Raw genomic sequence first — 23,839 nt, 5'->3', positions numbered from 1 at the left:
GACAGGACGGCGTGCCCGCCGACGAAATCGCTTTACAGCCAACTTCACGCGGCGCTACACGTCGAGTCCCGCGTTCCGCGTCCTTCGCGCGGCCGTCGACCAAGCGAGGTGCCCCCGATGCCGAACCGTTCCCTCAGCCGTTCAGCGCTCCTCGTCGCGGTCTTGCTCGCGCCGCTCGACGCGCGCGCCGAGTTCCCCTACCCGAAGTGCGGCGGCCCGCTCGCCGCGAGCTGCACCGACCCGACCGACTTCGCCTCCTACCTCTTCTTGCCGACGACCGTCCCGCCGACGGTGCCGTCCGACCTCGATCCGAACAACTTCCGCTTCTCGAGCCTCGTCGACCCCGCCGTGCCGGCGACCGCGCAGGAGCTCTTCGGGGTGCGCGGACCGAGCGTCGACAAGGCGTGGCAGGTGACGACCGGCCGCCCCGACGTCGTGATCGCGATCCTCGACTCGGGCCTCGACTGGAGCGACGGGGGCGCGATGAACGACCTCGCGACGAAGGTGCGGTTGCACGCGGCGGAGCTGCCGCTCCCGGAGTCGACGAGCAACGGATACGACCGCAACGAGGACGGCGTCTTCGACGTCCGCGACTACCGCGCCGACGGCACGCATGCCGGGGACTCGCGCGTCGTCGACGCGAACGGCAACGGCATCGTCGATCCGCAGGATCTGCTCCGCGCCTTCTCCGACGGCACCGACGCCGACGCGAACGGTTACGTCGACGACATCGCGGGCTGGGATTTCCATCAAGACGACAACGATCCCTACGACGACGTGCACTACGGGCACGGCACCGGTGAGGCCGAGGACTCGACCGCCGAGGCGGCGAACGGCGGCGGCGTCGGCACCGCGCCGAACGCGACCTTCATCCCGATCAAGGTGAGCGACAGCTTCGTCTCGGAGGTGAACGACTTCGCGCGCGGCGTCGTCTTCGCCGTCGACAGCGGCGCCGCCGTGATCCAGGAGGCGAACGGCGCGCTCGACCATACCGCGTTCGGTCAGGACGCGATCGACTACGCCTACGCGCGCGGCGTGCCGGTGATCGCGTCGGCGGCGGACGAGGAGTCCTACCACCACAACTGGCCGTCGAACTACGAGCACACGATCCCGGTGAACTCGATCCGCGCCGAGGACGGGACCTTCGTCCAGAACGACACGTATCTCCTCCTGAACGGCTGCACGAACTACGGCGCGCACAACGTGCACGTCTCGGTGCCGTCGAACTCGTGCTCGTCGGAGGCGACCGGGCGCGGCGCCGGCATCGCGGCGCTGATCGTGTCGCGGGCGCGGAACCTCGTCGACGCGGGCCTGCTCGCGAACCATCCCGTGACCGGCACGGCGCTTTCCGCCAACGAGGTGAAGCAGATTCTCGGTGCGACCGCCGACGACATCGACTTCAGCGGCAACCTGGCGCTCTCGACGTCGCCGTCGGTGAAGTTCGGCTTCCTCTCGGACCTCGTGTCGACGCGCTTCCCGACCCATCCCGGCCGGGACAAGTACTTCGGCTACGGCCGCGTGAACGCCGACCGGGCGGTGCGGGCGCTCTCGGCGACGACGATCCCGCCCGAGGCCGAGCTCGCCTCGCCCGGCTGGTTCCACACGCTCGATCCGACGGCGACGCCGATGGTGACGATCACCGGCTCGACCGCCGCGCACCGCCGCGCCAACGCCTACACCTACACGCTCGAGTACGGCTGCGGCGTCGACCCGGTCGCGAGCGAGTACGCGCGGGCGGGCCACCTGATCGCGACGGGCACGCCCGCGGCGCCGATCGACGAGGCGATCCTCGGGACGTGGGCCATCGCGGCGGTCGCGGCGGACTGCGCGTTCGATGCGGTCACGCTGCCGGTCGCCGATCGCGACCGGTTCGACGAAGTCTACAACGTGACGCTGCGCCTCAGGGTGGTCGACGACCTCGGCAACGTGGGCGAGGACACGCGCGCCGTGGCGGTGTTCCACGATCCCGATCTCCACCCCGGCTTCCCGCGCGTCTTGCACGCGTCGGGCGACAGCTCCCCGGCGCTCGCGGACCTCGACGGCGACGGCACCCTCGACGTGGTGCTCGCGACCGCCGCGGGCGAGGTGCACGCGATCCGCGGCGACGGCAGCGACCTGCAGGGCTGGCCCGCCACGACCGACCTCGACGTGCTGCACACCGGCTCGGCGGGCTTCACGAGCGGCGCGGTGAGCAGCGCCGTGCGCGAGTCGATCCTCGGCTCGGCTGCGGTCGGCGACCTCGACCGCGACGGCGCGCTCGAGGTGGTGGTCGCCTCGACCCAAGGGAAGCTCTACGTGTTCGCCGCCGACGGTACGCGGCGCGCCGGCTTTCCGGTGAGCACGACGGCGGCGTTCTCCGCTCCGGCGATCCGCGACGAGGCGAACCGCCTCGATCCCGGCTTCCTCGCGACGCCTGCGCTCGCCGATCTCGACCGCGACGGGACGCTCGAGATCGTGATCGGCGCCTCGGACCGCCACCTGTACGTGTGGCGCGCCGACGGCACGCCGCAACCCGGCTTCCCGATCCTGATGGTGGATCGCACCGTCACGACCGTCGATCCGATGACCGGCAAGGTCGCCTGGGACCTGGTCGGCGGCCAGCCGCGCGGCTCGCGCGGCACCAAGATCGTCGCCGCGCCCGCGATCGGCGACATCGACGGCGACGGCTTCCTCGAGATCGTGCAGGGCACGAACGAGGAGTACGTGCGCGGCGAGGACGCCAACGTGGAGCTCTCCTTCTTCGCGGGCGTCGCCGGGCTCGATCCGGTGAACGGCCGGCTCTACGCGATCGACCACGAGGGGAGTCTCAGTCCGCGCGTCGCCGGCAATCCGGCGGGGCCGTATCTGCCGGGCTGGCCGGTGAAGATCGCGCTCTTCAGCGAGGACCTGCTGCCCACGGTCGCGCACGGCGTCACCCAGGGCGCGGTGCTCGGCGACGTCGATGGCGACGGCATCGCCGAGGTCGTCGTGCAGGGCAACAACGGGCCGGTTTACGTCCTGCGCGGCGACGGCTCGTCCTACTACGGCATCGCCTCGAACGGCGCGCACGTCACGCTCGACTACGACGTGAGCCTGGCACGTCCGCTGCAGGCGGAGTCGACGGACTTTCCGATCAGCCTCGCGCTCCTCGGGAGCCCGAGCCTGGCCGACCTCGACTCCGATGGGCGGTTCGAGGTGATAGCCGGCACGATCGGCACGACGAAGTTCGTCGACCAGCAAGCGCCTGGCCGGCAGGAGCCGGGCGACCATCAGCTCTCGGCGTGGCGGACGGCGACGGGTCACATGGTCGCGACCTTCCCGCGCATCATCGAGGACATGATGTTCTTCGGGAACCCGGCGGTTTTCGACCTCGACGACGACGGCGTGCCGGAGGTCGTGCAGGGAAGCGGCGGCGGCTTCGTGCACGCCGTGAACCACCTCGGCGCTCAGCCGGTCGGCTGGCCGAAGTTCACCAACGGCTGGATGATCCCGATCCCGGTCGCGGGCGACCTCGACGGCGACGGCTTGCTCGAGGTCGCGACCGCGAGCCGTGAGGGATTCCTCTACGTGTGGGACGCGCCCGGCGCCGCGTCGGCGCGCGCAGTGCGCTGGCAGGGCTTCCGTCACGACCGGCAACGGACCGGCGCGCTCGGCTCCGGCGTGCCCGCCGGGCTCACGCCGGCGGGTTGCGACGCCGGCGTCTGGACGCTCGATCTCCAATCGACGCGTCTCAAGAACCGCGCGAACGCGGGCACCGACAGCCTGCGTATGCGGGGCACGTTCGTGCTCGCCGGAAACGCCCTCGACTTCGAGACGGAGCCGTTCGAGCTCCGGCTCGCGGGGTCGGCAACCGTCGCGGACGCGACCGTCGCGGCCGGTCTCCCGCCGATCCGCCACGGCTTCAAGTACCGCGGCCCGGCGGCCGGGGGCGGAACATTGAGCGTGCGGGTGACGAGCAAGGACGGCCGCCGCTTCAAGGTGACGGCGTCGGTCGCGGGCATCGACGCCACGGGCTCGGCGGCGCCCGAGGGGACGACGCTGGTGCGGGTCGGCGACGACTGCTTCGCCGCCACGCTGCCGTGCGCGGCCAAGAGCGGCGGGCAGAGCGAGGTGTGCAAGGGAGGTCGGTGAGCCGCGCCGCCAGCCTCATCGCCGGCGGCGGCCTGGTCCCTTGCCGCGGAGCTCGCGCGCGATCCTGAGGCCGAGCGCGCGCTCGGGGTCGCGGCGCCGCGTCCGGCGGAGCGCCGTGATGCCGCGCTCGACCGCGGCCGCTACGACGGCGCGGAGCTCGAGGCACGCGTCGCGGTCGGCGCTCCGTCCGGCCCAGGGCGTCGTCTCGATCGGCGTCTCGAAGCGGAAGTAGAAGCGCTGCGGCCGCGGCAGGAGCCCGAGCCCGTTCACGAGCGGCGGTAGCTCGTCGGCGCGGGGCGTCAGCCAGTCGAGGAGGGTTCCGAGCGGCGTCCGTCGGAGGTCGTCGCTGTCGACGAGGATGTCGTAGCACTCCTCGGCGCCGACGGCCGAGAACGGCACGATCGGGTAGCCGTGCGCGATCGCGAGCACCGCGAAGCCGACCCGGTCCTTCCAGAGGAGGCGGTAGCGCGCGCCCTTGTGCTTGAAGACTTCCCGCGCGCCGCCGGGAAAGACGAGGATCGACTCGCCGGCTCGCATGAGCGCCTCGCAGCTCGCGCGCGTGCCGTCGACGGCGCCGAAGCGGGTCAGGAGGTCGCGCCAGAGCGGCACCTGGAAGTGTACGTGGTCGCCGAGCGAGCGGGGAACGATCCCCGTCCGCTCGTGCAGCCCGAGGACCATGAGCGGGACGTCGAGGAGCCCCATCAGCGTGTGATTGCCGACGAGAAGGACCGGACGGTCGCGCGGCACCCGGCTCACCCCGTAGAAGCAGGGCGAGGTCAGCATGCGCCACGGCTCGAGGAGGAGCTTCGCGGCGGCGAGCTCGGGGCGGGTCGGGCGGTGACCGATGACGGCGGCGCTCGTCACCCCTCGAAGCGGCAGCAGGGGGCGTGCCAGGCGCGCCGCCGCCGGACGGCCGGGAAAACGGCGCCCGGTCGGGCGCTCTCGTTCCCAGGCGGGGGAACCGCGGTGGTGCGTGTTCCCGGCCTCGCAAAACCCCGGGGGGCGCGCTACGCCGGAGCCATGACCATTCCCGTTGCTCTCGAGGGCCTGCGCGCGGCGATCGCCGAGCGTGTGGGCGGCGCCTACCTCCTGACCGTCACGGACGATGCCCGGCCGCACGCGGTGCACGTCGCGCTCGGATGGGAGGGCGACCTGCTCATCGCCGAGGTCGGCGCTCGGAGCGCGCAAAACGCGGCGAGCCGGCCGGCGGTAGCGCTCCTCTATCCGGCCGCCGAACCGGGCGGGTACAGCTTGATCGTCGACGGCACGGCGGCCGTCGCGCCGGGCGAAGGGAAACGGCGCATCCGGATCGCGCCCAGCAAGGCGGTGCTCCATCGTCCCGCCGCGGCGCCAGACCCGAACGCGTCGTGCGCCGACGACTGCCAACCCGTGCTGCGCGCGACCAAGGAGCAGTAGACGCGGCAATGAGCGTCGCCATGCCGATGCCCGTGATCATCCTCCGTTTCTTCGCCGCCATCCTGCTCCTCGCCGCGGGCGCGACCGCCGTGCGCGCCGCCGACCCGCCCGTCTTCGGCGACTGGGACGTCGGGCTTCAGGCGGGCTACCTCTTCGGCGTCACCAACAACTCCCAGGCGGTGACGTTCATGCCGCGCCTCGGCCGGATGGTCTGGGTGAGCGAGAGCGAGACGCCGGGGGCCGTGAGCCTCGGCATCGAAGGCATCTTCACCCATTTCTACGAGACCAACAGCGCCATGGAGCTCGGTGGCGGGCCGTATCTCCGCTGGCGCTGGGTGCGACCCTGGGTGCAGCCGTACGCCGAGGTCGGGGTCGGGATGCTGTACAACGACCTCAAGAACTTCTCGCTGAGCTCGCGCGTCCTCTTCTCGGTGAACGGCGCGATCGGCGCCCAGATCCCGGTGACCGAGCGGGTCGGCGTCACGGCCGGCTACCGCTTCCGCCACATCTCGAACGCGGGTCAGGACGAGGTGAACCCCGGGCTCAACACCAACATCTTCTGCGCCGGGGTGACCGTTACCTACTGAGGGCCGCGAGCGCGGCGACGAAGGCCGCGAGTGTCGCCGCGTCGAAGAGGACGAAGCGCACCTCGTCGTGCGCTCCCGGATGCGCTTCGAGGTGCGCGGCGGTCGCGCCGAGCGCGATCGGCGCCGCGAGCTCGACCGGGTAGCCGTAGACGCCGGTCGAGATCGCGGGGAAGGCGATCGTACGGATTCCCGCCGACGCCGCGAGCGCCAGGCTGTTCGCGTGGCAGGCCGCGAGCAGCCCCGGAACCTCGGGCTTGCGGCTGTAGACCGGGCCGACGGTGTGGATGACGTGGCGCGCGACGAGGCGTCCGGCGGTCGTGAGCACGGCCTCGCCGGTCGGGAGGCCGTCGGGCCATCGGGTCGCGCGGATGTGCTTGCACGCGTCGAGGAGCTCGGGACCGCCGCTACGATGGATCGCGCCGTCGACGCCGTCCCCACCGAGCAGGGAATGATTGGCCGCGTTCACGATCGCGTCGACGGCGGCGAGCGTGAGGTCACCCCGCCCGAGGGTGAGCCGACACCCGCCGATCGTCGTCTCGCGTCCGTCACGCACCGCGCATCTCCACGACCTTGACTCCCCAGGAGGTGCTTCCTAGCATGCCGCGGCTCGTGGGGAATCGCGCACAGGGCGACGAGCGGCGGGTCGTTGTGACGGGCGTGGGCCTCGTCACGTCTCTCGGCACCGGCGTCGAGAAGAACTGGACGGCGCTCATGGCCGGGCGCTCCGGCATCGGCCCGATCACCCGCTTCGAGTGTGCCGACTTCCCGACCCGCATCGCCGGCGAGGTCCGCGACTTCGTCGCCGAGGACTGGATCGAGCGGCGCGAGATCAAGAAGATGGATCCGTTCATCCAGTTCGCCGTCGCCGCCGCGCAGATGGCGATGGACCAGGCGGACTGGAAGATCGCGCCTGAGGAAGCCGACCGCGTCGGCACGATCGTCGGCGTCGGCATGGGCGGGCTGCAGTCGATCGAGCAGTTCCATACGCTGTACCTCGAGAGCCGCCTCCGGCGCGTGTCGCCGTTCTTCGTCGCGAAGGTCATCGCGAACTTGGCGCCCGGGCAGATCTCGATCCGCTTCGGCTCGCGCGGCATCAACTACACGCCGACGAGCGCCTGCGCGTCGGGGGCGAACGCCGTCGGCGAGGCGTTCCGCAACATCCGCGACGGCTACCAGGACGCGGTGATCGCTGGCGGCGCGGAGGCCGCGCTCTGCGGCCTCGGCCTCGGCGGCTTCATCGCCATGCGCGCCCTCTCGACCCGCAACGAAGAGCCCGAACGCGCGAGCCGTCCGTTCGACCGCAGTCGCGACGGTTTCGTCATCGCGGAGGGAGCCGGCATCCTCGTGCTCGAGTCGCTGGCGCACGCGCGCGCGCGCGCGGCCCGCATCCTCGGGGAGATCGTCGGCTACGGCGCCAACGCCGACGCGTTCCACATCACCGCGCCGGCGCCGGGCGGCGAGGGCGCGGCGCGCTGCATGCAGCAGGCGCTCGCCGACGCCGGGGTCGCGCCCGAGGCGATCGGCTACGTCAACGCCCACGGCACCTCCACCGAGTACAACGACGCGAGCGAGACCGAGGCGATCCGCAAGGTCTTCGGGGCGCACGCCGATCGCCTCGCCGTGAGCTCGACCAAGTCGATGACCGGGCACACGCTCGGCGCCGCCGGCGGCATCGAGGCGATCTACACCATGCTCGCGCTCGAGCGCGGCCGGCTCCCGCCCACGATCAACTACGAGGAGCCGGACCCCGCCTGCGACCTCGACTACGTTCCGAACCAGGCGCGCGCCACCGACGCGACCGTCGCGCTCTCGAACTCGTTCGGTTTCGGCGGCGCCAACGCGTGTCTGGTGTTCCGGCGCTGGGGTGAGTAGGAGCGACGCGGCTCTCGAGGGGATACGAATAGCCTCGACCCCGGGCCGGTCTACGGCTACGTTCGTCCCATGAGCCACCGCGCGCCCGGCGAGCGCATGTCCTACGCCGAGTACGTTGCCCGCGAAGCCGTCGCCGACGTGAAGCACGAGTTCATCCGCGGCGAGGTCTTCGCGATGAGCGGCGGCACGATCGAGCATGCGGGCCTCGCCGCCGCGATCACTGCGGAGCTGACGCTGCAGTTGCGCGGCAAGCGCTGCCGCGTCTTCAGCTCGGATCTCCGGGTGCGCATCCAGGCGACCGACCTCACGACCGAGCTCGCCACCTATCCCGACGTGACCGTGGTCTGCGATCGACCGGACACGCTGCCCGACGATCCGCACGCCGTCGTCAACCCGACCGTGATCGTCGAGGTGCTCTCCGATTCGACCGAAGCCTACGATCGCGGCGCCAAGGCGGCGACCTATCGCTGCATCCCGTCGCTCCGCGAGTACGTGCTCGTGAGCCAACGCGCGCCGCTGATCGAGGTGTTCCGGCGGACGGACGCCGGCGCGTGGGAGCTCGTCGAGGCGCGCCGCGGCATGCGGCTCGAGCTGCGGGCGCTCGGCGTCACGCTCGACGTCGACGCGCTCTACCGCGACCCGTTGCGATGATCGCCCCGTCTCCGGGCGCCGAGAGCTGTCGTGTCGGCGTGTGTCACGACGATTGCATTATGTGTCACATTCGAGTACGGGCATCGTTCAGATGGGTGACGAGAAAGACGAGCGCAAAGAGCGGGTCCTCCATACGCGCGTTCCGCCCTCGCTCGATGACCAATTGAAGCAGCGCGCGCGCGCGCTCGGCATGTCGGTCTCGACGATCGTCCGCCACGTCCTGCTCAATACCTTCGGCCTCGTCGAGGACATCGTCGCCGACAGTACGAACGTGGCGCTGGCGCTCGGCGGGCAGGACCCTCCGGCGCCGCGCGCGGGCCCGGCGCGCCGCGGAGGGACGGCCGCTCGCGATGCCGGCGGCGACGACGTCGTGCTCGGCTGGCAGGAGGCGGTCCTCAACCTGAACGCCGTCTGCGGCCGCTGCAACGCCGTGCTGCGCAAGGGCAGTCATGCGGCGATCGGCGTCGGGGAGCGGCCCGGGTCCCGCGCGTTCTTGTGTCGCGAGTGCCTCGCCGCTCTTTCGAAGGAGGGGTGATCGATGGAGCTTCGTACCGTCAGGCTGCACGGACACACGATCGCGTACCGATCCGCCGGCGAAGGACCGGTCGTGCTCCTGGTCCACGGCATGGCCGGCAACTCGGGAACGTGGTCGCGTTTGATGCCGGCGCTCGCGCGTCGCTTCACGGTCGTCGCACCCGATCTCCCGGGGCACGGCGGCTCGTCGAAACAGCCGCTCGGCGAATACTCGATCAGCGGGCACGCGAACCTGCTGCACGATCTGCTGTCCGCGCTCGGCCACGAGCGGGCGACGTTCGTCGGCCAGTCGCTCGGCGGGGGTGTCGTGATGCAACTCGCCTATCAGTTTCCGGCGTACTGCGAGCGGTTGGTGCTGGTTTCGAGCGGCGGCCTCGGCCGCGAGGTCGGCACGCTCCTCCGCCTGCTGAGCCTCCCGGGAGCCGACCACGTGCTGCCGCTCCTGTGCTCGCCCCGGCTGCGGGCCGCGGGCGTGCGCACGGGCGCGTGGCTGGCCGGGCTCGGGCTGCGAGCCGGTCCGGTGCTCGAGGAGATCTGGCGCGGCTACGCCGGTCTCGCCGATCACGACGCGCAAGCCCCCTTCTTCCGTACGCTGCGTGCGGTCGTCGATCCGGGCGGGCAAGCCGTGAGCGCGGTCGATCGGCTGTATCTCGCGTCGCATGCGCCGCTCTTGATCGTGTGGGGGGCCGAGGATGCGCTCATCCCCGTGGCGCATGCCCACGCCGCGCACGCCGCGATTCCCGGCAGTCGCCTCGAGATCTTCCCGGGAGTCGGGCACTTCCCGCACGTCGAAGCGCCGGAGCGCTTCCTCACCTGCCTCGAGGATTTCGTCGACACGACCCTGCCGGCCCACCTCTCCGAGCGGGAGCGGCGCGCGCTTCTTCGGGGCCACGCCGCGAGCATGCCGGCGTGACGAGCCGCGCGTGGTCCGCTCGTCTGCCGGCGCGTCCGCGCTAGACCACCAGCGCGCGGCGACTTCGTTTCAGCCGGCGCGCGAGCGCGGGAAACTCGATTCCGTAGCGGCGCCCCAGGGCTTCTCCCTGACGCTCGATCCAACGCCAGCGCGGCTCGAAGCCGGGATCACAGAAGCCGAAGACGACGTCATCATCGTCTTCTTCGACCGGGAGGACGAGAATGGCTCCGCCCCATGCCCGTCGCATCAGGTCGATGTGGCGGCTCCGCTCGGCGCGCGGGCCGGCGACGTTGGCGACCATCATGCCGTTCGGATGGAGGCGCGACCGCAGCGCGTCGTGGAACTCGAGCCGATCGAGCCCGGGCGCGAGCCCGCGGCGGTCGAACGCGTCCAGCAAGACGACGTCGTAGCGATCGCGGCACGTGCGGACGTACGCGCCGGCGTCGCCCGCGACGACCCGGAAGCGGCCGTCGTCGCGCGGCACGGCGAACTCCTCGCGCAGGGTCAGGACGTCGGGATGGCTTTCGACGACGACGATGCGGGCTTCGGGCAGATGGCGATGGCAGAATTTCGCGAGCGAGCCGCCGCCGAGGCCGAGCAAGAGCAGCTTGCGCGGGTTCGGGTGCAGCAACAAGAAGCTCGTCATCGCGCGCGTGTACGACATCTGGAGCGCGACGGGGTCGTCGAGGCGCATGCGGCTCTGCACGTACCTCCAGCAGAAGTGGAGCGCGCGGGTCCGGCCGTCCTCGGCGAGGAACGGCTTGTCATAGCTGCCGTCGCGGAGGCGGGCCGCGAGGGCGTCGCGATCCGCGTCGGCGGGCTCGAGCAGGCGCAGGCGCGCTTCCGTCGGACCGAACGGATTGGCGACGTCGAGGAGGGCGACGGTCACGCCGCGCCCGACGGTGCCGCCGCGGGCAGGGGTTTGACCATGTAGGTCGTCGTGGCGCGGGCGGCGAGCTTGCCCGCGGCCCAGATGTCGACCTCGGCGTAGGCGCTCCGGCGGCTCGAGCGCAGGACGTACGCCTCCGCGATCACCTCGCCCGGCGGGATCGGCTCGAGATAGTTGATCTTCATCTCGATCGTCAGGAGCAACTGCTCGAAGCCGTAGATGGTGAAGAGCGCGGCCGCGACGGCGGTGTCGGCGAGGCCGAAGCTCGCGCCGCCGTGCATGACGCCGGCCGGCTGCTGGTGTGCCGTCGTGTTGTCGGCGGTGAGCCGCGCGTAGCCCGCGCGCAGGTCGACGACGACGAAGCCCATCGTGCCCGAGAAGTAGCGCTGGTTGCTGGCGCTGAAGCTCGCGATGATGGCCGCCCGCCTCTCCGCGGGGAGCGGCGGGAACTCGCGTCCGTGGTCGCCGCTTCCGAGCGGCGGCGAGGCGGTGTCGGCCATGCCGCACTCTGGGCGGCATGGCCGGCAGATGCAACCGCGTGCTATGGCCTGGCGCCCATGTCCCTACCGTACGCCGACGAGCTCGCGGCCGCGCGGCGCGCCGCCGACGAGGCCGGGCGCTTCGCGCTCGGTCACTTCAAGACGCGGCTCGCCGTCGAGGCGAAGGCCGACGGCAGCCCGGTGACGCTCGCCGACCGCGGCGCCGAGGAGCGCCTCCGGGCCGTCCTCGGCGGCGCGTTTCCCGCGGACGGCTTCCTCGGCGAGGAGCTCGGCGAAGCGAGCGGCACGAGCGGCAGGCGCTGGATCATCGACCCGATCGACGGCACGCAGTCGTTCATCCGCGGCGTGCCGCTCTGGGGTGTGCTGGTTGCCCTCGAGGACCGCGGCGAGTGCGTGCTCGGCGTCGTCGCGCTGCCGGCGCTCGGCGAGACGCTCTGGGCGGTGCGCGGGCAGGGCGCCTTCGCGAACGGCGCGCCGGCGCGCGTTGCCGCGACCGCGCTTGCCGGCGCGACGATCTGCACGAGCGACGCGAGCCCGCGCCACTTCGGCGACAAGTACGCAGGCTTCGAGCTTCTGCTGCGCGCGACGGCCCGCCACCGCGGCTGGGGCGACTGCTACGGCTACGCGCTCGTCGCGACCGGCCGCGCCGAGGTGATGCTCGATCCGCTGATGAACGCGTGGGACGCGGCGGCGGTGAAGCCGATCGTCGAGGAGGCCGGCGGCTGCTTCTGCGCCTGGGACGGGACGCCGACGATCTACGGCGGCTCGGCGCTCGCGATGCCGGCGGCGCTCCGCGATCAGGTGCTGGCGACGCTCCGGTAGCCGGCAGGCGACAAGAGCGGCTGCGTTCAGTCGTCGTCGTGGGCGGCGCTCGCGGCCGAGCCGTCCGCGCCGCCGGATGATCCCGACGTGTAGGCCGCGGCCGCGCCGTGCTGGTACACGAGCCGGCCGCCGGCCTCTCCGGTGCGGTAGCCGAGGAAGAGTATGAGCAGGGTGCCCGCCACCGCGGCCGCGGCCGCCGCACGCGCGCTCTCCTCGCGCCGCAGCGCCGCCGCGGCGAGCTGCAGGAGGAGGATCGCCCCCGCGCTCCACACGAACGCCTCGGCCGCCTCCTCGTGCGCCTTGATGAGCTTCTCGGCGACGACCCGCTCGACGCGCTCCTCCTCGTGCTCGCCGCTCCGGAGCGCGACGACGCCGCTCCCTACCAGCACCAGCTGCAGCGCCACGGCCACGAGCCAGGCGCGGCGGGGGAGCAGGCCGGCCCACCACGTCGCGAGGAGCCCCGCCGACACGAGCGGCATCAGCACCGCGAGCGCCATCGGCAGGTGCACGACCTTGGGGTGAAAAAAGAGCTGATCCATGACACTGACCTCCTTCGAGAGATGCACCGACCATGCATCCGTCGTGCGAGGCCGTCCATTGAACGAATGTCGTATGCAAGCGAATCCGAGGCGTTGGCGGCCGTGACTCCGCCGTCCGGCGTACGCGAGCGGCGCTCCACGGCGGCGCTCGCGGTGCTGTTCGGGGCCGTCGCGCTGCTCGCCGCGGTCGATCTCGCCGGCGACGCCGGTTCGGCGGTGAGCCTCGCCCACCTCGTGGTCGAGGGGGGTGTCGTCGTCGTCGGCCTCGTCGGCAGCGTCTGGATGGTGGCGCGCGTCCGGGCGCTCGCCTCGGAGCACCGTGCGCTCACCGCCCACGCCGATCGCCTGGCCCGCCGCCTCGTCGATTCCGAGCAGGAAGCGGCGCGCTGGCGCCAGGAGGCCGGTGATCTGATCGCCGGCCTCGCCGATGCCATCGACCGCCAGCTCGACCGCTGGGGCCTCTCACCCGCGGAGAAAGAGGTGGCGCTCCTCCTTCTCAAAGGCCTCAGCCACAAGGAGATCGGCACCATCCGCAACGTCAGCGAAGCCACCGTTCGCCAGCAAGCGCGCGCTCTCTACGCCAAAGCGGGATTGGAGGGCCGCGCCGACCTCGCCGCCTTCTTCCTCGAAGACTTGCTGGTGCCGCGGTTGGGCTCGAACCGCAGCTCGGGCGCGAAGTAGCCGCCGGGGGTGGCCTCGAGGGCTCGTGTCGGCGCCCCGCGCTCGCCCTATGCCGCGCCGAGGCGGCGGCGCAGAAAGGCGCCGGCGCGCGCGATCGCCTCGCGTCCCTCGGGCAGGATGCTCGCGAAGATCTGCCATACGTGCGGCACCTCGTCGGTGAGCTCGAGCTCGCAGGCGACCCCGGCGGCGCGCGCCTTGTCGGCGATGCGGACGGCGTCGTCGCGCAGCACCTCGTGCCGGCTCGCCTGGATGAGGAGCGGCGGCAGGCCGCGAAGGTCGGCGTGCAGCGGCGCCGCGAGCGGCGTTTGCGCGTCGATCGCGCCGCCCCCGAGGTAGAAGCGCGCGAAGTGCAGGATGAGCGCGCGGTTCAACATCGGGTCGTTCCGGATCGTGTCCATCGACTCGCCGGTTCCCTCGAGGTCGACCCACGGCGAGAAGCAGACGCCGCCGCTCGGAAGCGCGCCGCCGCGATCGCGGAGCGCGAGCAACGTCGCGATCGTGAGGCCGCCGCCGGCCGAGTCGCCCGCGATCGCGACGCGTTCCGGCGCGAGGCCCTGCGCGAGAAGCCAGCGGTAGGCTGCCACCGCATCGTCGACGGCGGCGGGGTGCGGGTGCTCGGGGGCGAGGCGGTAGTCGATCGTGAGCACGCGCGCGTTCGCGGCGCGGCCGAGGCGCGAGGCGAGCTCGCGGTGCGTGTTCAGCGAGCCGACGACGTAGCCGCCGCCGTGGAGGTAGAGGATCGTGTGATCGCCGGACGCGCCAGGCGCCGTGATCCACTCCGCCGCCATGGCGCCGACCCGCATCGGCTCGACCCGCACGTCGGGCTCGAGCGGAAAGCCGCCCGCCATCGCTTCGAGTCCGGCGCGCATTTCCTCGGCCGGACGCTCGCCGAGCAGGGGGTTCGCCGACAAGAGATCCAGGACCGTCCGCAACTCGGGGCTCGCCATGCGTCGGCCTTGCCACGCCGCGGTCGCACGTGTCCAGGATCCCGCGCGCGTCGGTCGCGCCTCCGGATGCTTCCACGTGTCAGGCAACCGAAAGCGGTGGCCGCAGGCGGGCGGGTCGGGGGTGCCTCCTACGGTCGCGGGGTTCCTGACACCCAGCGCATAAAGCCCGCCGCAGCCACGCCGTGTTTCGGTCAAGCGAGCTGCCGCTCCCCGGAGCCACCCCCGACCCGCCCGCCTGCTGCAGCCATCGGGTTCGATGCCGACCGCGTTCGGAGCGCAGCTACCCGCGCAGCGACGTGAGCGGCGCGTTCGCGAGCGCGTCCGCCGAGCTCCGTGTGAGCTTGGATCGCCGGCGGGTGGGTCCGGGATCGCTTCGGGGAGCCGCAGCTCGCGTAGTGCGCAAGGCGGAGAAACTCCGGCGGGCTCTACGCGCCGGGTGGCAGCGACCCGGCGACCGTAGAAGCGATCCCGGACCCACCCGCCGGCGACACCGATCGAAAGGCCGCTCGCGGCAGACCGAGGCTCCGGTGCGTCGCTACGAGCGAGTCACGACCCGCGCGTCGCCGTCGGACGGACTGCTCGCGCGGTGCCGACGCGCCGGCATGCGTCGCGATGGCGCGCGACTTGCCACGCGGGGACCGGTGCCCTACCGTCGCCGCGTCATGCTCGGAGCGCTCGCGGGTCGTCGCGTGATCTTCGTGGTCGGGAAGGGCGGCGTCGGGAAGAGCACGGTCGCGACGGCGCTCGCGGTCGCGTTCGCGGAGGAGGGGAAGCGCGTACTCCTCACGCAACTGGAGTCGAGCCGGCGCCTCGCCGAGTTCCTCGACCTCCCGACCAACGACGCCGGCATGGTGGAGGCGCTGCCGAACCTCTGCGTGCTCACCGTCGACGGCGAGTCCGCGCTCAGCGAGTATCTCGGGCTCGTGCTCCCCGTCCGCCGCGTGCAGAAGATGGTCGTCGAGAGCAAGCTCTACCACCACTTCGTCGCCGCGGCGCCGGGGCTCAAGGAGCTCATGACGGTCGGCAAGATCTGGTACGAGGAGCAGCTCGTCGTACAGGGCCGCCGGAAGTGGGACGTGATCGTCGTCGACGCGCCGGCGACGGGCCACGTGCTGCAGTGCCTCCGCATGCCGAGCGCGGCGGCCGAGGCCTTCGGGCCCGGGCTCGTTCGCCGCGAGGCGCAGAAGGTGATGGAGCTCCTCGCTGACCCCGAGCGCACCGCGGTCTGTCCGGTCACCACCGCCGAGGAGATGCCCGTCACCGAGACGACCGAGATGTACCACCAGCTGCGCGACCGCCTGCGCATGCCCCTCGGCGTGCTCTTCGTGAACCGCGTGCACACGGCGCCGCTGGCCCCCGACGCCGTGCCGGCCGCGCCGGACGGAGCGTCGCCGCTCGTCGCCGACGTGCTGCGCTGCGCGCGCGAGGAGGCCGGCTGGGCGGCGATCAACCGCCGCTACCTCGACCGCCTGCACGAGGCGGTGCCCATGCCGACGGTGCTCCTGCCGTTCCTCTTCGCGGAGGAGTTCGGCCTCGCCGAGGTGCGCGCCCTCATGGCGAACGCGCGCCGGCAGCTCGCTCCCGAGCCGGGCCGGGAGTTCGCCTGATGCTCGCCGGCCTCGTGCGCGACCACCGCGTCGTCGTCTGCGTCGGCAGCGGCGGCGTCGGCAAGACGACGACCGCGGCGACGATCGCGCTCTGGGGTGCGCTCACCGGGCGGCGGGCCGTCGTGCTCACGATCGACCCGGCGCGCCGCCTCGCGAGCTCGCTCGGCATCGCGGATCTCGGCGACGAGCCGCGGCAGGTGGATCCCGCGCTGCTCGCGACGAGGGGACGGCCGGTGCGCGGCTCGCTCGCCGCGATGATGCTCGACCAGAAGAACGCGTGGGACCGGCTCGTCGCGCGTCACGCGCCGTCGGACGAGGTGCGCGAGCGGATTCTCCAGAACCGCTTCTATCTCAACCTGTCGCAGAACTTCGCCGGCTCGCACGAGTACATGGCGATCGAGCAGCTCTGCCTGCTCTGCGAAAGCGACGCCTACGACCTCGTCGTCCTCGACACGCCGCCGACCAAGCGCGCGCTCGACTTCTTCGAAGCCCCCGAGCGCATCCGCGACTTCCTCGATCGCAAGGTCGTGCGCTGGTTCCTGATGCCGTACCTCTCCCAGGGCTGGGCTGCGGCGAAGGCGATGAACCGGACCGTCGGATTCCTCTTCCGGAAGCTCGAGGAGGCGACCGGCGTGAGCGCGCTCGCGGAGGTGAGCGACTTCTTCTCCGCCATGAGCGGTATGTTCGACGCGTTCACTGCCCGCACCGACGTCATCCACGACATCCTGCGCGCGCCGACGACCGCGTTCGTGCTGGTCACTGGCCCCGAGGAGCAGGTGCTGACGGAGGCGGAGTTCTTCTCGGAGCGGATGCGGTCGATGCGGATGCCGCTCGGTGGGGTGGTCTTCAACCGCGTGCACGAGGAGCTCTCCGCCGATCCGGATACGTTTCCCGGCGGCACGGTGACGCGGCTCGACGAGGATCTCGTGCGCACGGCGCTCGTCGACGCCGGTGTCGCCGGCGCGCACGTCGGGTGGCTCGCGTCGAACTTCGTCGACTACCAGCTGCTCGCGCGCGGCGAGGCGATCCGCATGGAGCAGTTCCGGGCGGGACTCTCGCGGCGCGTGCCGTTCGTGACGGTGCCGAACTTCGACACCGACGTCCACGACCTCGCGAGTCTGACGCGCATGCACGCGTACCTGTTCGGATCCGCGGATGGCGTCCCGCCCCGTGCCACGCGGCGGCGCCGCCGCACCCGCGACTGAGTCGCGGCGCGCGGCGGCGATTCGCGGTCGACGCGCCGGCGCGCCGGACGAGTCAGCGTCCGGCCGGGAGCGTCGCGCCGCTCGGCGTCCGTAGCGTGGCGCCCGCGGCCTCGTAGCTCGAGCGGTAGCTGTCCCAGCTGCGACACCCCTCGCAGTAGCCGCGCCACTCCTCGGCCTCGGCGCCGCAGACCTGGCAGCGGAACACGCCGCTCGCCGAGGCCGCGAGCGCGTGGCGGAACGCGCGCACGGCGTCTTCCTGCGCGCCGCGCCGTACGTGCAGCTCGGCGAGGAGCCCGTGATACCCGGCGAGCCCGTTCCAGGGCGGACCGATGCGCGTGAGCTCCGCACCCGCCTCGTCGAGCTGCCCGGTGCGGATGAGCTGACGCGCCCGAAAGAGGCGCGCGGTGCCGTCGTCGGGGCGGCGGCGGAGGAGCCGGCGTGTGAAGACGTCGAGGCGGTGCGCGCGCGGTCCACCGGCGAGCAGGCGCTCGAGCCGCTCGAGGGCGCCGCCGCGCCCGCCGCGGAGCACCGCGCGCCGCCAGACGCGCTCGGCCTGGCGCGGCTGGTCGGCCGCGAGGAGGGCGTCGCCGAGGCTCACGGCAGCGGGCTCGAAGTCGGGGTGCGCGCGCAGGACGGCGCGCAGCTCCGCGATGCGCGCCGCGGGCTCGGAGATTTCGAGCGCGCTCTGGTACCGCATGCCGACGAGCGCGCGCTCGCTCTCGACGCGCGTCGCCGCGTCGCGCGCGACGAGCAGCAGCGCTTCCTGGACCCGACCGGCGTCGCGCCAGCGGCCGAGCGCGGTGTAGGCGTCGCGCAGTGCGGTCAGGACGCGCGGGCTCGCGGGATCGGCGCGGCGCGCGCGCTCGAGGGCCTCGATCGCCGCCGCGTCGTCGCCGCCGCCGCGCTGCGCCTCGGCGAGGAAGAGAAGGAGCTTCGGATCGGGGCCGCGCCGATCGAGCCCTTCCTCGAGCACCGTGCGCGCGCCGCGGAAGTCGCCTTCGTCGAGGTACGTGCGCGCGAACATCAGGAACGCCGCGAGGTCGTCGGGGCCGTCGCGGAGCGCTTTCGCGAGCGACGTCCGCGCCTTCTCGGTCTCGCCAAGCCACGCGAAGGAGAGGCCCTGCTCCTTGCGCACCTGCTGGCGGCGCTGCCGGCGCGCGAGGCGCTCGGCGCGCCAGCCGCTCACGGCCGTCCGGCTCGCGCGCACGAGCGACCCGACGAACGTCACCGCTGCGCCCGCGAGGAACGCCGAGAGCAGCACGAGCGGCAAAGGTCCCGTCCATTCCCGGGTCGCGCTGAAGCGGACGGTTACGGACTCCGGATTCAGGTGCAGCAGCCAACCGACCCCGATCAGGGCGGCGGCGATCGTCGCGAGGAGGATGGTGAGTCGGAGCACGGACGAGTCGTTCCGCTCAGACCGCGGCGGTCTCGCTGTCGAATCCCAGCGCCTGACTGCGGAGCGGCTCGGGCAGCGGCACCTCGGCCGCGTGCTCCCAGAGGCGCTCGAGGTCGTAGAACTCGCGGATCGGCTTCTGGAACACGTGGACGATGACGTCGTTGAAGTCCATCAGCACCCATTGTCCGCGCGTCATGCCCTCGACGGCGATCGGTCGATGGCCGCGCGTGCGGAGCTCCTCGTCGACCGCCTGCCCGATCGCCTGCACCTGCCGGTCGGAGCGTCCGGTGCAGATCAGGAGGTAATCCGCGATCGAGGTGAGGCCGCGGACGTCGAGGACGACGAGATCGATCGCTTTCTTGTCCAGCGCGGCCGCCGCGCACTGGAGCGCCTTCGTGAGACCGTCGGAAGCCGTCAACGGGCGGCGGTCCTCCCCGTGGAGTAGAGCCCGTGGGCCGCGATGTATTCGGCGACGGCGTCGGGGACGAGATACCGAATGGATCGCTCTTCGGCACGGCGTCGACGAATGTCGGAAGCGGAGATCATCAGTGCCGTCACCGGGAGGAAACGAAGCGCTCGACCGGAGCGATGCACGTACACTCCACGCTTCGAGTCATAACAGAACGCATTTTCGACGGCAATCGGAAGTTCACCGTCGCGCGTTCCCGGACGCGATATGACGCAGAAGTCACAGAGGGTGAGGATGGTCGCAACGTCCTTCCAGGTGCCGATCTCCGCGAACGCGTCGGCGCCCAAGATGAAAGTGAGCGCCGCGTCGGGCTCGCGCGCCTGGACGTGGCGGACCGTGTCGATCGAGTACGACGGTCCCTCGCGGTCGAGCTCCGAGAAGTCGAGCCCGAGATGCGGATCGCCCGCGACCGCGAGCTCCAGCATCCGCCGCCGGTCGGCCGCCGGGGCCTGCGCGCCGGGCGGCTTGTGCGGCGGCGTCGCGGCGAGCACCAGGTCGACGCGGTCGAGCGCGAGCGCTTCGCGCGCCTCCTCGGCGGTCCGGAGGTGCGCCAGGTGCACGGGATCGAAGGTGCCGCCGAAGAGGCCGATGCGCCGCATCGCGTTCCGTCAGGTGCGGATCTGACCGTTGCCGCGCACGACGTACTTGTACGTGGTGAGCTCGCGGAGCCCCATCGGTCCGCGCGCGTGCAGGCGGTTCGTGCTGATGCCGATCTCCGCGCCGAACCCGAACTCGAAGCCGTCGGTGAAGCGGGTCGACGCGTTCACGAACACGGCTGCGGAGTCGACCTCGGCGGTGAAGCGATCGGCGGCGGTCCGGTCGGTCGTGACGACCGCCTCCGCGAGCCCCGATCCGTGGCGGCGGATGAATGCCATCGCCTCGTCGATCCCATCGACGACCTTCACCGACAGCACGAGGTCGAGGTATTCGGTGCTCCAGTCGGCGTCGGTCGCGGCCTTCGTGCCGGGTACGAGCCGGACCGTTTCCGCGCAACCGCGCAGCTCGACGCCCGCGGCGACGAGTCGCTGCGCGATCGCAGGCAGGAACCGCGCGGCGACGTCGCGGTGCACCAGCAGGTTCTCGATCGCGTTGCAGACGCCGGGTCGCTGCGTCTTGGCATTCATGACGAGCTTCTCGGCGAGCGCCAGATCGGCCTTGGCGTCGACGTAGAGCTGGCAGACGCCCTTCAGATGCTGGATCACCGGGATGCGCGAGCCCTCGGTGATGGCGCGGATCAGCTCCTCGCCGCCGCGCGGGATGATGACGTCGATGAGATCGTCCTGCTTGAGGAGGATCTGAACGGCGGCGCGGTCGGTGCTGCGCACGAGCGCGATCGCGTCGCGCGGGATGGTGGTGGCGGCGTCGCGCAGCACGTCGGCGATGAGGCAGTTCGTGCGGAACGCCTCGCTGCCGCCGCGCAGCACGACCGCGTTGCCGGACTTCACGCAGAGGCCGGCGGCGTCGGCGGTCACGTTCGGCCGCGACTCGTAGATGATGCCGATCACGCCGAGGGGCACACGGACCTGCTGGATGTCGAGCCCGTTCGGCCGGCTCCAGCGCGCGATCTCCTCGCCGACCGGGTCGGGCAGGGCGGCGATCTGCTCGAGCCCGACCGCCATCGCGTCGACCCGCGCCGGTGTGAGCGTCAGGCGGTCGAGGAAGGCGGCGGCGACGCCGGCGGCGCGCGCCGCCTCGACGTCGATCGCGTTGGCGGCGATGAGCTCGCCGGTGCGCGCCCGCAGCGCCGCGGCGCCGGCGTGGAGCGCGGCGTCCTTCTCCGCGGTCGTAGCGCGCGCGATCGCGGGCGCCGCGGCGCGCGCGGCCCGACAGAGGGCGACGACGTCTTGTTCGAGGCTCACGAGGGATCTCCTTTGGTGAGGCGTACGAGGTCGTCCCGGTGGATCACCTCGTCGCCCATCTTGTAGCCGAGGATGCCTTCGATCTCGCGCGAGTGGCGTCCTTTGATCTTCTCGAGCTCGGCGGCGCTGTAGCTCACGAGCCCGCGGGCGAACTCGCGACCCGCGAGGTCCTTGCACAGCACGCACGCGCCGACGCCGAAGTCTCCGTCGACCGCCCGCAGGCCCGAGGCGAGGAGGCTTCGGCCCTGCTCGACGATCGCGCGCCGCGCGCCATCGTCGACGACGATGCTGCCGCCCGGCTTCAGCGTGTAGGCGATCCAGCGCTTGCGGCTCGCGAGGCGGTCGCCGACGGGGCGGAAGAACGTGCCGACGTCCGGGGCGCCGGCGAGCACCGCACCGAGCACGCCTGGGCGCCGGCCGTCGGCGATGATCGTCGCGATGCCGGAGGCGGTTGCCTTCCGCGCCGCGGCGAGCTTGGTCGCCATGCCGCCCGTGCCGAGCGGTCCGCCGCCGCCCGCCATCGCCTCGACAGCCGGCGTGACCGCGTCGACGATGGCGACGAGCCTGGCCTGCGGATTGACGCGGGGATCGGCGTCGTAGAGGCCGCCGACGTCGCTCAGGATGACGAGCAGGTCGGCTTCGAGGAGGAGCGCCGTCAGCGCCGACAGGTTGTCGTTGTCGCCGAGCTTGATCTCGTCGACGACCACGGTGTCGTTCTCGTTCACGATCGGGATCACGCGCCATTCGAGGAGCGCCTTGAAGGCGTGCTCGGCGTTCAGGTGCCGGCGCCGGCTCGACATGTCGTCGCTCGTCAGCAGCACCTGGGCGACCTTGAGGCCGTGGCGCGCGAAGGACGCCTCGTAGGCGCCCATCACGCCGATCTGACCGACCGCGGCCGCCGCCTGCTTCTGCGGGATGAGCTTCGGCCGCTGCGCGAGGCCGAGGCGGATGAGACCGGCGGCGACGGCCCCGGAGGTCACCACCACCATCTCGCGTCCGGCCGCGTGCTGCGCCGCGATCTCGTCCACGAGCGCGTCGATACGCGCGCGGTCGAGGCCGCCGTCGCTGCCCGCGAGCACGGCGCTGCCGATCTTCACGATGACGCGGCGGGCGGCGGCGCCGCGGTGTTGGCCGATCCTCACGGCGCCGGCAGCTCGACGGGCGCGTCGGCAGAGGTCGGATCGACGTGCGTGGCGGCCTTCGCCTCGGCGCGGATCTTCTCGACGAGGCCCGCGACGATGCGCATCAAGGCCGACATGCCCTCGCCGGTTGCCGCCGAGACCGCGTGCAGCGTGACGCCGCGCGCGGCGAATGCCGCCGTCGCGGCGGCGAGGCGCACGCGCGCCTCGGTCACGTCGAGCTTCGTCGCGACGACGAGCTGAGGTTTCGCGCTCAGGGCCTCGTCGTAGGCGGCGAGCTCGCGGTTGATCGTGTCGTAGGCCGCGAGCGGGTCGCGCTCGTCGGAGAGATCGACGAGATGCACCAGGACCGCGGTGCGCGCGAGGTGACGGAGGAAGCGGATGCCGAGCCCCTGGCCGAGGTGGGCGCCCTCGATGAGCCCCGGCACGTCCGCGAGGACGACCGCGCTCTCACCGACCTGCGCCACGCCGAGGTTCGGCACGAGCGTCGTGAAGGGATAGTCGGCGATGCGCGGGCGCGCCGCCGACACCGCCGCGATGAACGTCGACTTCCCGGCGTTCGGGAAGCCGACGAGACCGACGTCGGCGAGGAGCCGGAGCTCGAGCCGTACCTCGAGCGCCTCGCCGGGAAGGCCGGGCTCGGTGCGCCGGGGCGCGCGATTGGTCGCGCTCACGAAGCGCATGTTGCCGCGCCCGCCGAGCCCGCCGGCCGCCACGACCACTTCGCGGCCCGGCGTATCGAGGTCGAAGAGCAGCTCGCCGGTCGCCGCGTCGAGGATCCGCGTTCCGACCGGCACCCGCACCCGTCTGGTCTCCCCCGTGGCGCCGTGCTGCCCTTTCCCGCGGCCGTGCTCTCCGCGCCCCGCCTCGAGGCGCCGCTGGAAGCGGAAATCCAGCAAGGTGTTCAACCCCTCGTCGGCGACGAACACCACGTCTCCTCCGCGGCCTCCGTCTCCCCCGATCGGCCCTCCGTAGGGTCGATACTTCTCGCGCAGGAACGCCATGCACCCGCGCCCTCCGTCGCCGGCCTTCACGGAGACCGTCACTTCGTCGACGAATTTCATGAGGAAGTTTCAGACTGTACCCGAACCTCCGGAATCACGACAAGCGACGGAAAACGGCGGAAGAAGGCGCTACGAGTAGCTCTCCCGACCGATTCGGCAGGTTGAGTATATACGTAACCTGTGTTTCAGTGGGATACGCGCAGGGCGCTCCGGAACGCGGACAAGCATGGCGTCTCGTTTGCCGAGGCCGCGACGACGTTCGACGATGAACGAGCACTCGATGGTCCCGATGTGTCCCATTCCTTCCTCGAATCTCGACGCCTGCGCCTCGGACGGAGCGCGCGGGGTCGGATCCTGGTCGTGGCCTACACGATGCGGGGCGTGGGCGTTCGGATCATCAGCGCGAGGCTGGCCGGCCGGAAGGAGCGCGTGAGGTATGCGCAGGCCTAAGATCGACTTCAGCGACATTCCCGAGCTCTCGGACGCGCAACTACGCAGCATGCGCCGCGGCGGACGACCGCCGCTCGGGCGCGCACCGCGCCGGGCGGTTTCATTGCGACTCGATCCGGACGTGCTCACGAAGTTGAAGAAGATGGCGACGAAGCGGGGCGAGCCGTACCAGTCGCTCATCAACGACATCCTGGCGCGCGCGGTCCGGCGCGTCGATTAGTGCCGTCCGCGCGTGATCGCCCATGCCTG

General features: G+C 71.9%; 25 protein-coding genes. 13 read left to right on the top strand and 12 right to left on the bottom strand.

Translation table 11 applies throughout. The annotated features are described in order from the left end of the window. The first annotated feature begins 117 nt into the window (after nucleotides 1–117). Entirely contained in the window at nucleotides 118–4,110 is a 3,993-nt protein-coding gene (locus tag IT293_02040; protein ID MCC6763419.1) for a VCBS repeat-containing protein, read from the top strand. A gap of 15 nt (nucleotides 4,111–4,125) precedes the next feature. Here the strand turns inward: IT293_02040 and IT293_02035 are convergent, their stop codons facing one another. Next, entirely contained in the window at nucleotides 4,126–4,893 is a 768-nt protein-coding gene (locus tag IT293_02035) for an acyltransferase family protein (GenBank protein ID MCC6763418.1), read from the bottom strand. Nucleotides 4,894–5,130: 237 nt separating this feature from the next. Between IT293_02035 and IT293_02030 the strand changes: the two genes are divergently transcribed. Continuing rightward, nucleotides 5,131–5,526 carry a hypothetical protein gene (locus tag IT293_02030; protein MCC6763417.1) on the top strand — a complete coding sequence of 132 codons (396 nt, stop codon included), beginning with the start codon at nucleotides 5,131–5,133 and terminating at the stop codon, nucleotides 5,524–5,526. Nucleotides 5,527–5,546: 20 nt separating this feature from the next. After that, on the top strand, nucleotides 5,547–6,113 hold the full coding sequence (locus IT293_02025; GenBank protein MCC6763416.1) for an acyloxyacyl hydrolase: 567 nt from the start codon (nucleotides 5,547–5,549) through the stop codon (nucleotides 6,111–6,113). Here IT293_02025 and IT293_02020 read toward each other — a convergent pair. Continuing rightward, nucleotides 6,103–6,642, bottom strand: a complete 540-nt coding sequence (locus IT293_02020) for an O-acetyl-ADP-ribose deacetylase (protein ID MCC6763415.1) — start codon at nucleotides 6,640–6,642, stop codon at nucleotides 6,103–6,105. The genes IT293_02025 and IT293_02020 overlap by 11 nt on opposite strands. 68 nt (nucleotides 6,643–6,710) lie before the next feature. On the opposite strand from IT293_02020, the gene fabF reads away from it, so the two are divergent. The 4 genes from fabF (at nucleotide 6,711) to IT293_02000 (ending at nucleotide 10,083) form a co-directional block, all read left to right on the top strand. Then, on the top strand, nucleotides 6,711–7,985 hold the full coding sequence (gene fabF, locus IT293_02015) for a beta-ketoacyl-ACP synthase II (GenBank protein MCC6763414.1): 1,275 nt from the start codon (nucleotides 6,711–6,713) through the stop codon (nucleotides 7,983–7,985). Nucleotides 7,986–8,054: 69 nt separating this feature from the next. Further along, the gene (locus tag IT293_02010) at nucleotides 8,055–8,636 is read left to right on the top strand and encodes a Uma2 family endonuclease (GenBank protein MCC6763413.1); all 582 of its coding nucleotides are present in this window, start codon (nucleotides 8,055–8,057) and stop codon (nucleotides 8,634–8,636) included. Nucleotides 8,637–8,727: 91 nt separating this feature from the next. After that, the gene (locus IT293_02005; protein MCC6763412.1) at nucleotides 8,728–9,171 is read left to right on the top strand and encodes a hypothetical protein; all 444 of its coding nucleotides are present in this window, start codon (nucleotides 8,728–8,730) and stop codon (nucleotides 9,169–9,171) included. 3 nt (nucleotides 9,172–9,174) lie between these two features. Next, the gene (locus IT293_02000) at nucleotides 9,175–10,083 is read left to right on the top strand and encodes an alpha/beta fold hydrolase (GenBank protein ID MCC6763411.1); all 909 of its coding nucleotides are present in this window, start codon (nucleotides 9,175–9,177) and stop codon (nucleotides 10,081–10,083) included. Nucleotides 10,084–10,123: 40 nt separating this feature from the next. On the opposite strand, the gene IT293_01995 is transcribed toward IT293_02000, so the two are convergent. Further along, a complete protein-coding gene (locus IT293_01995; GenBank protein ID MCC6763410.1) occupies nucleotides 10,124–10,972 on the bottom strand; it encodes a fused MFS/spermidine synthase in 849 nt (282 codons plus the stop codon). Next, complete coding sequence (locus IT293_01990) at nucleotides 10,969–11,472, bottom strand: PaaI family thioesterase (GenBank protein MCC6763409.1); 504 nt, start codon at nucleotides 11,470–11,472, stop codon at nucleotides 10,969–10,971. The genes IT293_01995 and IT293_01990 overlap by 4 nt, the downstream gene beginning before the upstream one ends. 57 nt (nucleotides 11,473–11,529) lie before the next feature. On the opposite strand from IT293_01990, the gene IT293_01985 reads away from it, so the two are divergent. Next, nucleotides 11,530–12,294, top strand: coding sequence for a histidinol phosphate phosphatase (locus tag IT293_01985; protein MCC6763408.1), 765 nt, complete (start codon nucleotides 11,530–11,532; stop codon nucleotides 12,292–12,294). Between the two features lie 26 nt (nucleotides 12,295–12,320). On the opposite strand, the gene IT293_01980 is transcribed toward IT293_01985, so the two are convergent. Then, the gene (locus IT293_01980) at nucleotides 12,321–12,833 is read right to left on the bottom strand and encodes a hypothetical protein (GenBank protein ID MCC6763407.1); all 513 of its coding nucleotides are present in this window, start codon (nucleotides 12,831–12,833) and stop codon (nucleotides 12,321–12,323) included. A 66-nt stretch (nucleotides 12,834–12,899) separates the two neighbouring features. On the opposite strand from IT293_01980, the gene IT293_01975 reads away from it, so the two are divergent. Continuing rightward, complete coding sequence (locus IT293_01975; protein MCC6763406.1) at nucleotides 12,900–13,514, top strand: LuxR family transcriptional regulator; 615 nt, start codon at nucleotides 12,900–12,902, stop codon at nucleotides 13,512–13,514. 47 nt (nucleotides 13,515–13,561) lie between these two features. On the opposite strand, the gene IT293_01970 is transcribed toward IT293_01975, so the two are convergent. Further along, nucleotides 13,562–14,461, bottom strand: a complete 900-nt coding sequence (locus IT293_01970; protein ID MCC6763405.1) for an alpha/beta hydrolase — start codon at nucleotides 14,459–14,461, stop codon at nucleotides 13,562–13,564. Nucleotides 14,462–15,123: 662 nt separating this feature from the next. Between IT293_01970 and IT293_01965 the strand changes: the two genes are divergently transcribed. Together IT293_01965 and IT293_01960 are read left to right on the top strand one after the other, a co-directional pair. Continuing rightward, on the top strand, nucleotides 15,124–16,068 hold the full coding sequence (locus IT293_01965; protein MCC6763404.1) for an ArsA family ATPase: 945 nt from the start codon (nucleotides 15,124–15,126) through the stop codon (nucleotides 16,066–16,068). Beyond that, nucleotides 16,068–17,273: an ArsA family ATPase gene (locus IT293_01960; protein MCC6763403.1), complete on the top strand. Its 1,206-nt coding sequence runs from the start codon at nucleotides 16,068–16,070 to the stop codon at nucleotides 17,271–17,273. Before IT293_01965 ends, IT293_01960 begins: the two co-directional genes overlap by 1 nt. Nucleotides 17,274–17,325: 52 nt before the next feature. Here the strand turns inward: IT293_01960 and IT293_01955 are convergent, their stop codons facing one another. The 6 genes from IT293_01955 to obgE are packed head-to-tail and all read right to left on the bottom strand — an operon-like array spanning nucleotide 17,326 to nucleotide 23,200. After that, a complete protein-coding gene (locus tag IT293_01955) occupies nucleotides 17,326–18,669 on the bottom strand; it encodes a DUF1049 domain-containing protein (GenBank protein ID MCC6763402.1) in 1,344 nt (447 codons plus the stop codon). Between the two features lie 16 nt (nucleotides 18,670–18,685). Continuing rightward, nucleotides 18,686–19,087 (bottom strand): ribosome silencing factor, encoded by a 402-nt coding sequence (gene rsfS, locus IT293_01950; GenBank protein ID MCC6763401.1) that lies wholly within the window; start codon nucleotides 19,085–19,087, stop codon nucleotides 18,686–18,688. Then, entirely contained in the window at nucleotides 19,084–19,737 is a 654-nt protein-coding gene (nadD, locus tag IT293_01945; GenBank protein MCC6763400.1) for a nicotinate (nicotinamide) nucleotide adenylyltransferase, read from the bottom strand. Before nadD ends, rsfS begins: the two co-directional genes overlap by 4 nt. Nucleotides 19,738–19,746: 9 nt before the next feature. After that, nucleotides 19,747–20,997 (bottom strand): glutamate-5-semialdehyde dehydrogenase, encoded by a 1,251-nt coding sequence (locus tag IT293_01940; GenBank protein MCC6763399.1) that lies wholly within the window; start codon nucleotides 20,995–20,997, stop codon nucleotides 19,747–19,749. Then, nucleotides 20,994–22,133 (bottom strand): glutamate 5-kinase, encoded by a 1,140-nt coding sequence (gene proB / locus IT293_01935; protein ID MCC6763398.1) that lies wholly within the window; start codon nucleotides 22,131–22,133, stop codon nucleotides 20,994–20,996. Before proB ends, IT293_01940 begins: the two co-directional genes overlap by 4 nt. 2 nt (nucleotides 22,134–22,135) lie before the next feature. After that, nucleotides 22,136–23,200 carry a GTPase ObgE gene (obgE, locus tag IT293_01930; protein MCC6763397.1) on the bottom strand — a complete coding sequence of 355 codons (1,065 nt, stop codon included), beginning with the start codon at nucleotides 23,198–23,200 and terminating at the stop codon, nucleotides 22,136–22,138. Nucleotides 23,201–23,320: 120 nt separating this feature from the next. Between obgE and IT293_01925 the strand changes: the two genes are divergently transcribed. Together IT293_01925 and IT293_01920 are read left to right on the top strand one after the other, a co-directional pair. Beyond that, nucleotides 23,321–23,590: a BrnT family toxin gene (locus IT293_01925; GenBank protein MCC6763396.1), complete on the top strand. Its 270-nt coding sequence runs from the start codon at nucleotides 23,321–23,323 to the stop codon at nucleotides 23,588–23,590. Further along, the gene (locus tag IT293_01920; protein MCC6763395.1) at nucleotides 23,577–23,810 is read left to right on the top strand and encodes a BrnA antitoxin family protein; all 234 of its coding nucleotides are present in this window, start codon (nucleotides 23,577–23,579) and stop codon (nucleotides 23,808–23,810) included. Before IT293_01925 ends, IT293_01920 begins: the two co-directional genes overlap by 14 nt. Nucleotides 23,811–23,839 lie beyond the last annotated feature (29 nt).

It is taken from the genome of Deltaproteobacteria bacterium (assembly GCA_020848745.1).
GTDB lineage: Bacteria > Desulfobacterota > Binatia > UTPRO1 > UTPRO1 > UTPRO1.
This window is presented reverse-complemented; position numbering and strand designations above follow the sequence as displayed.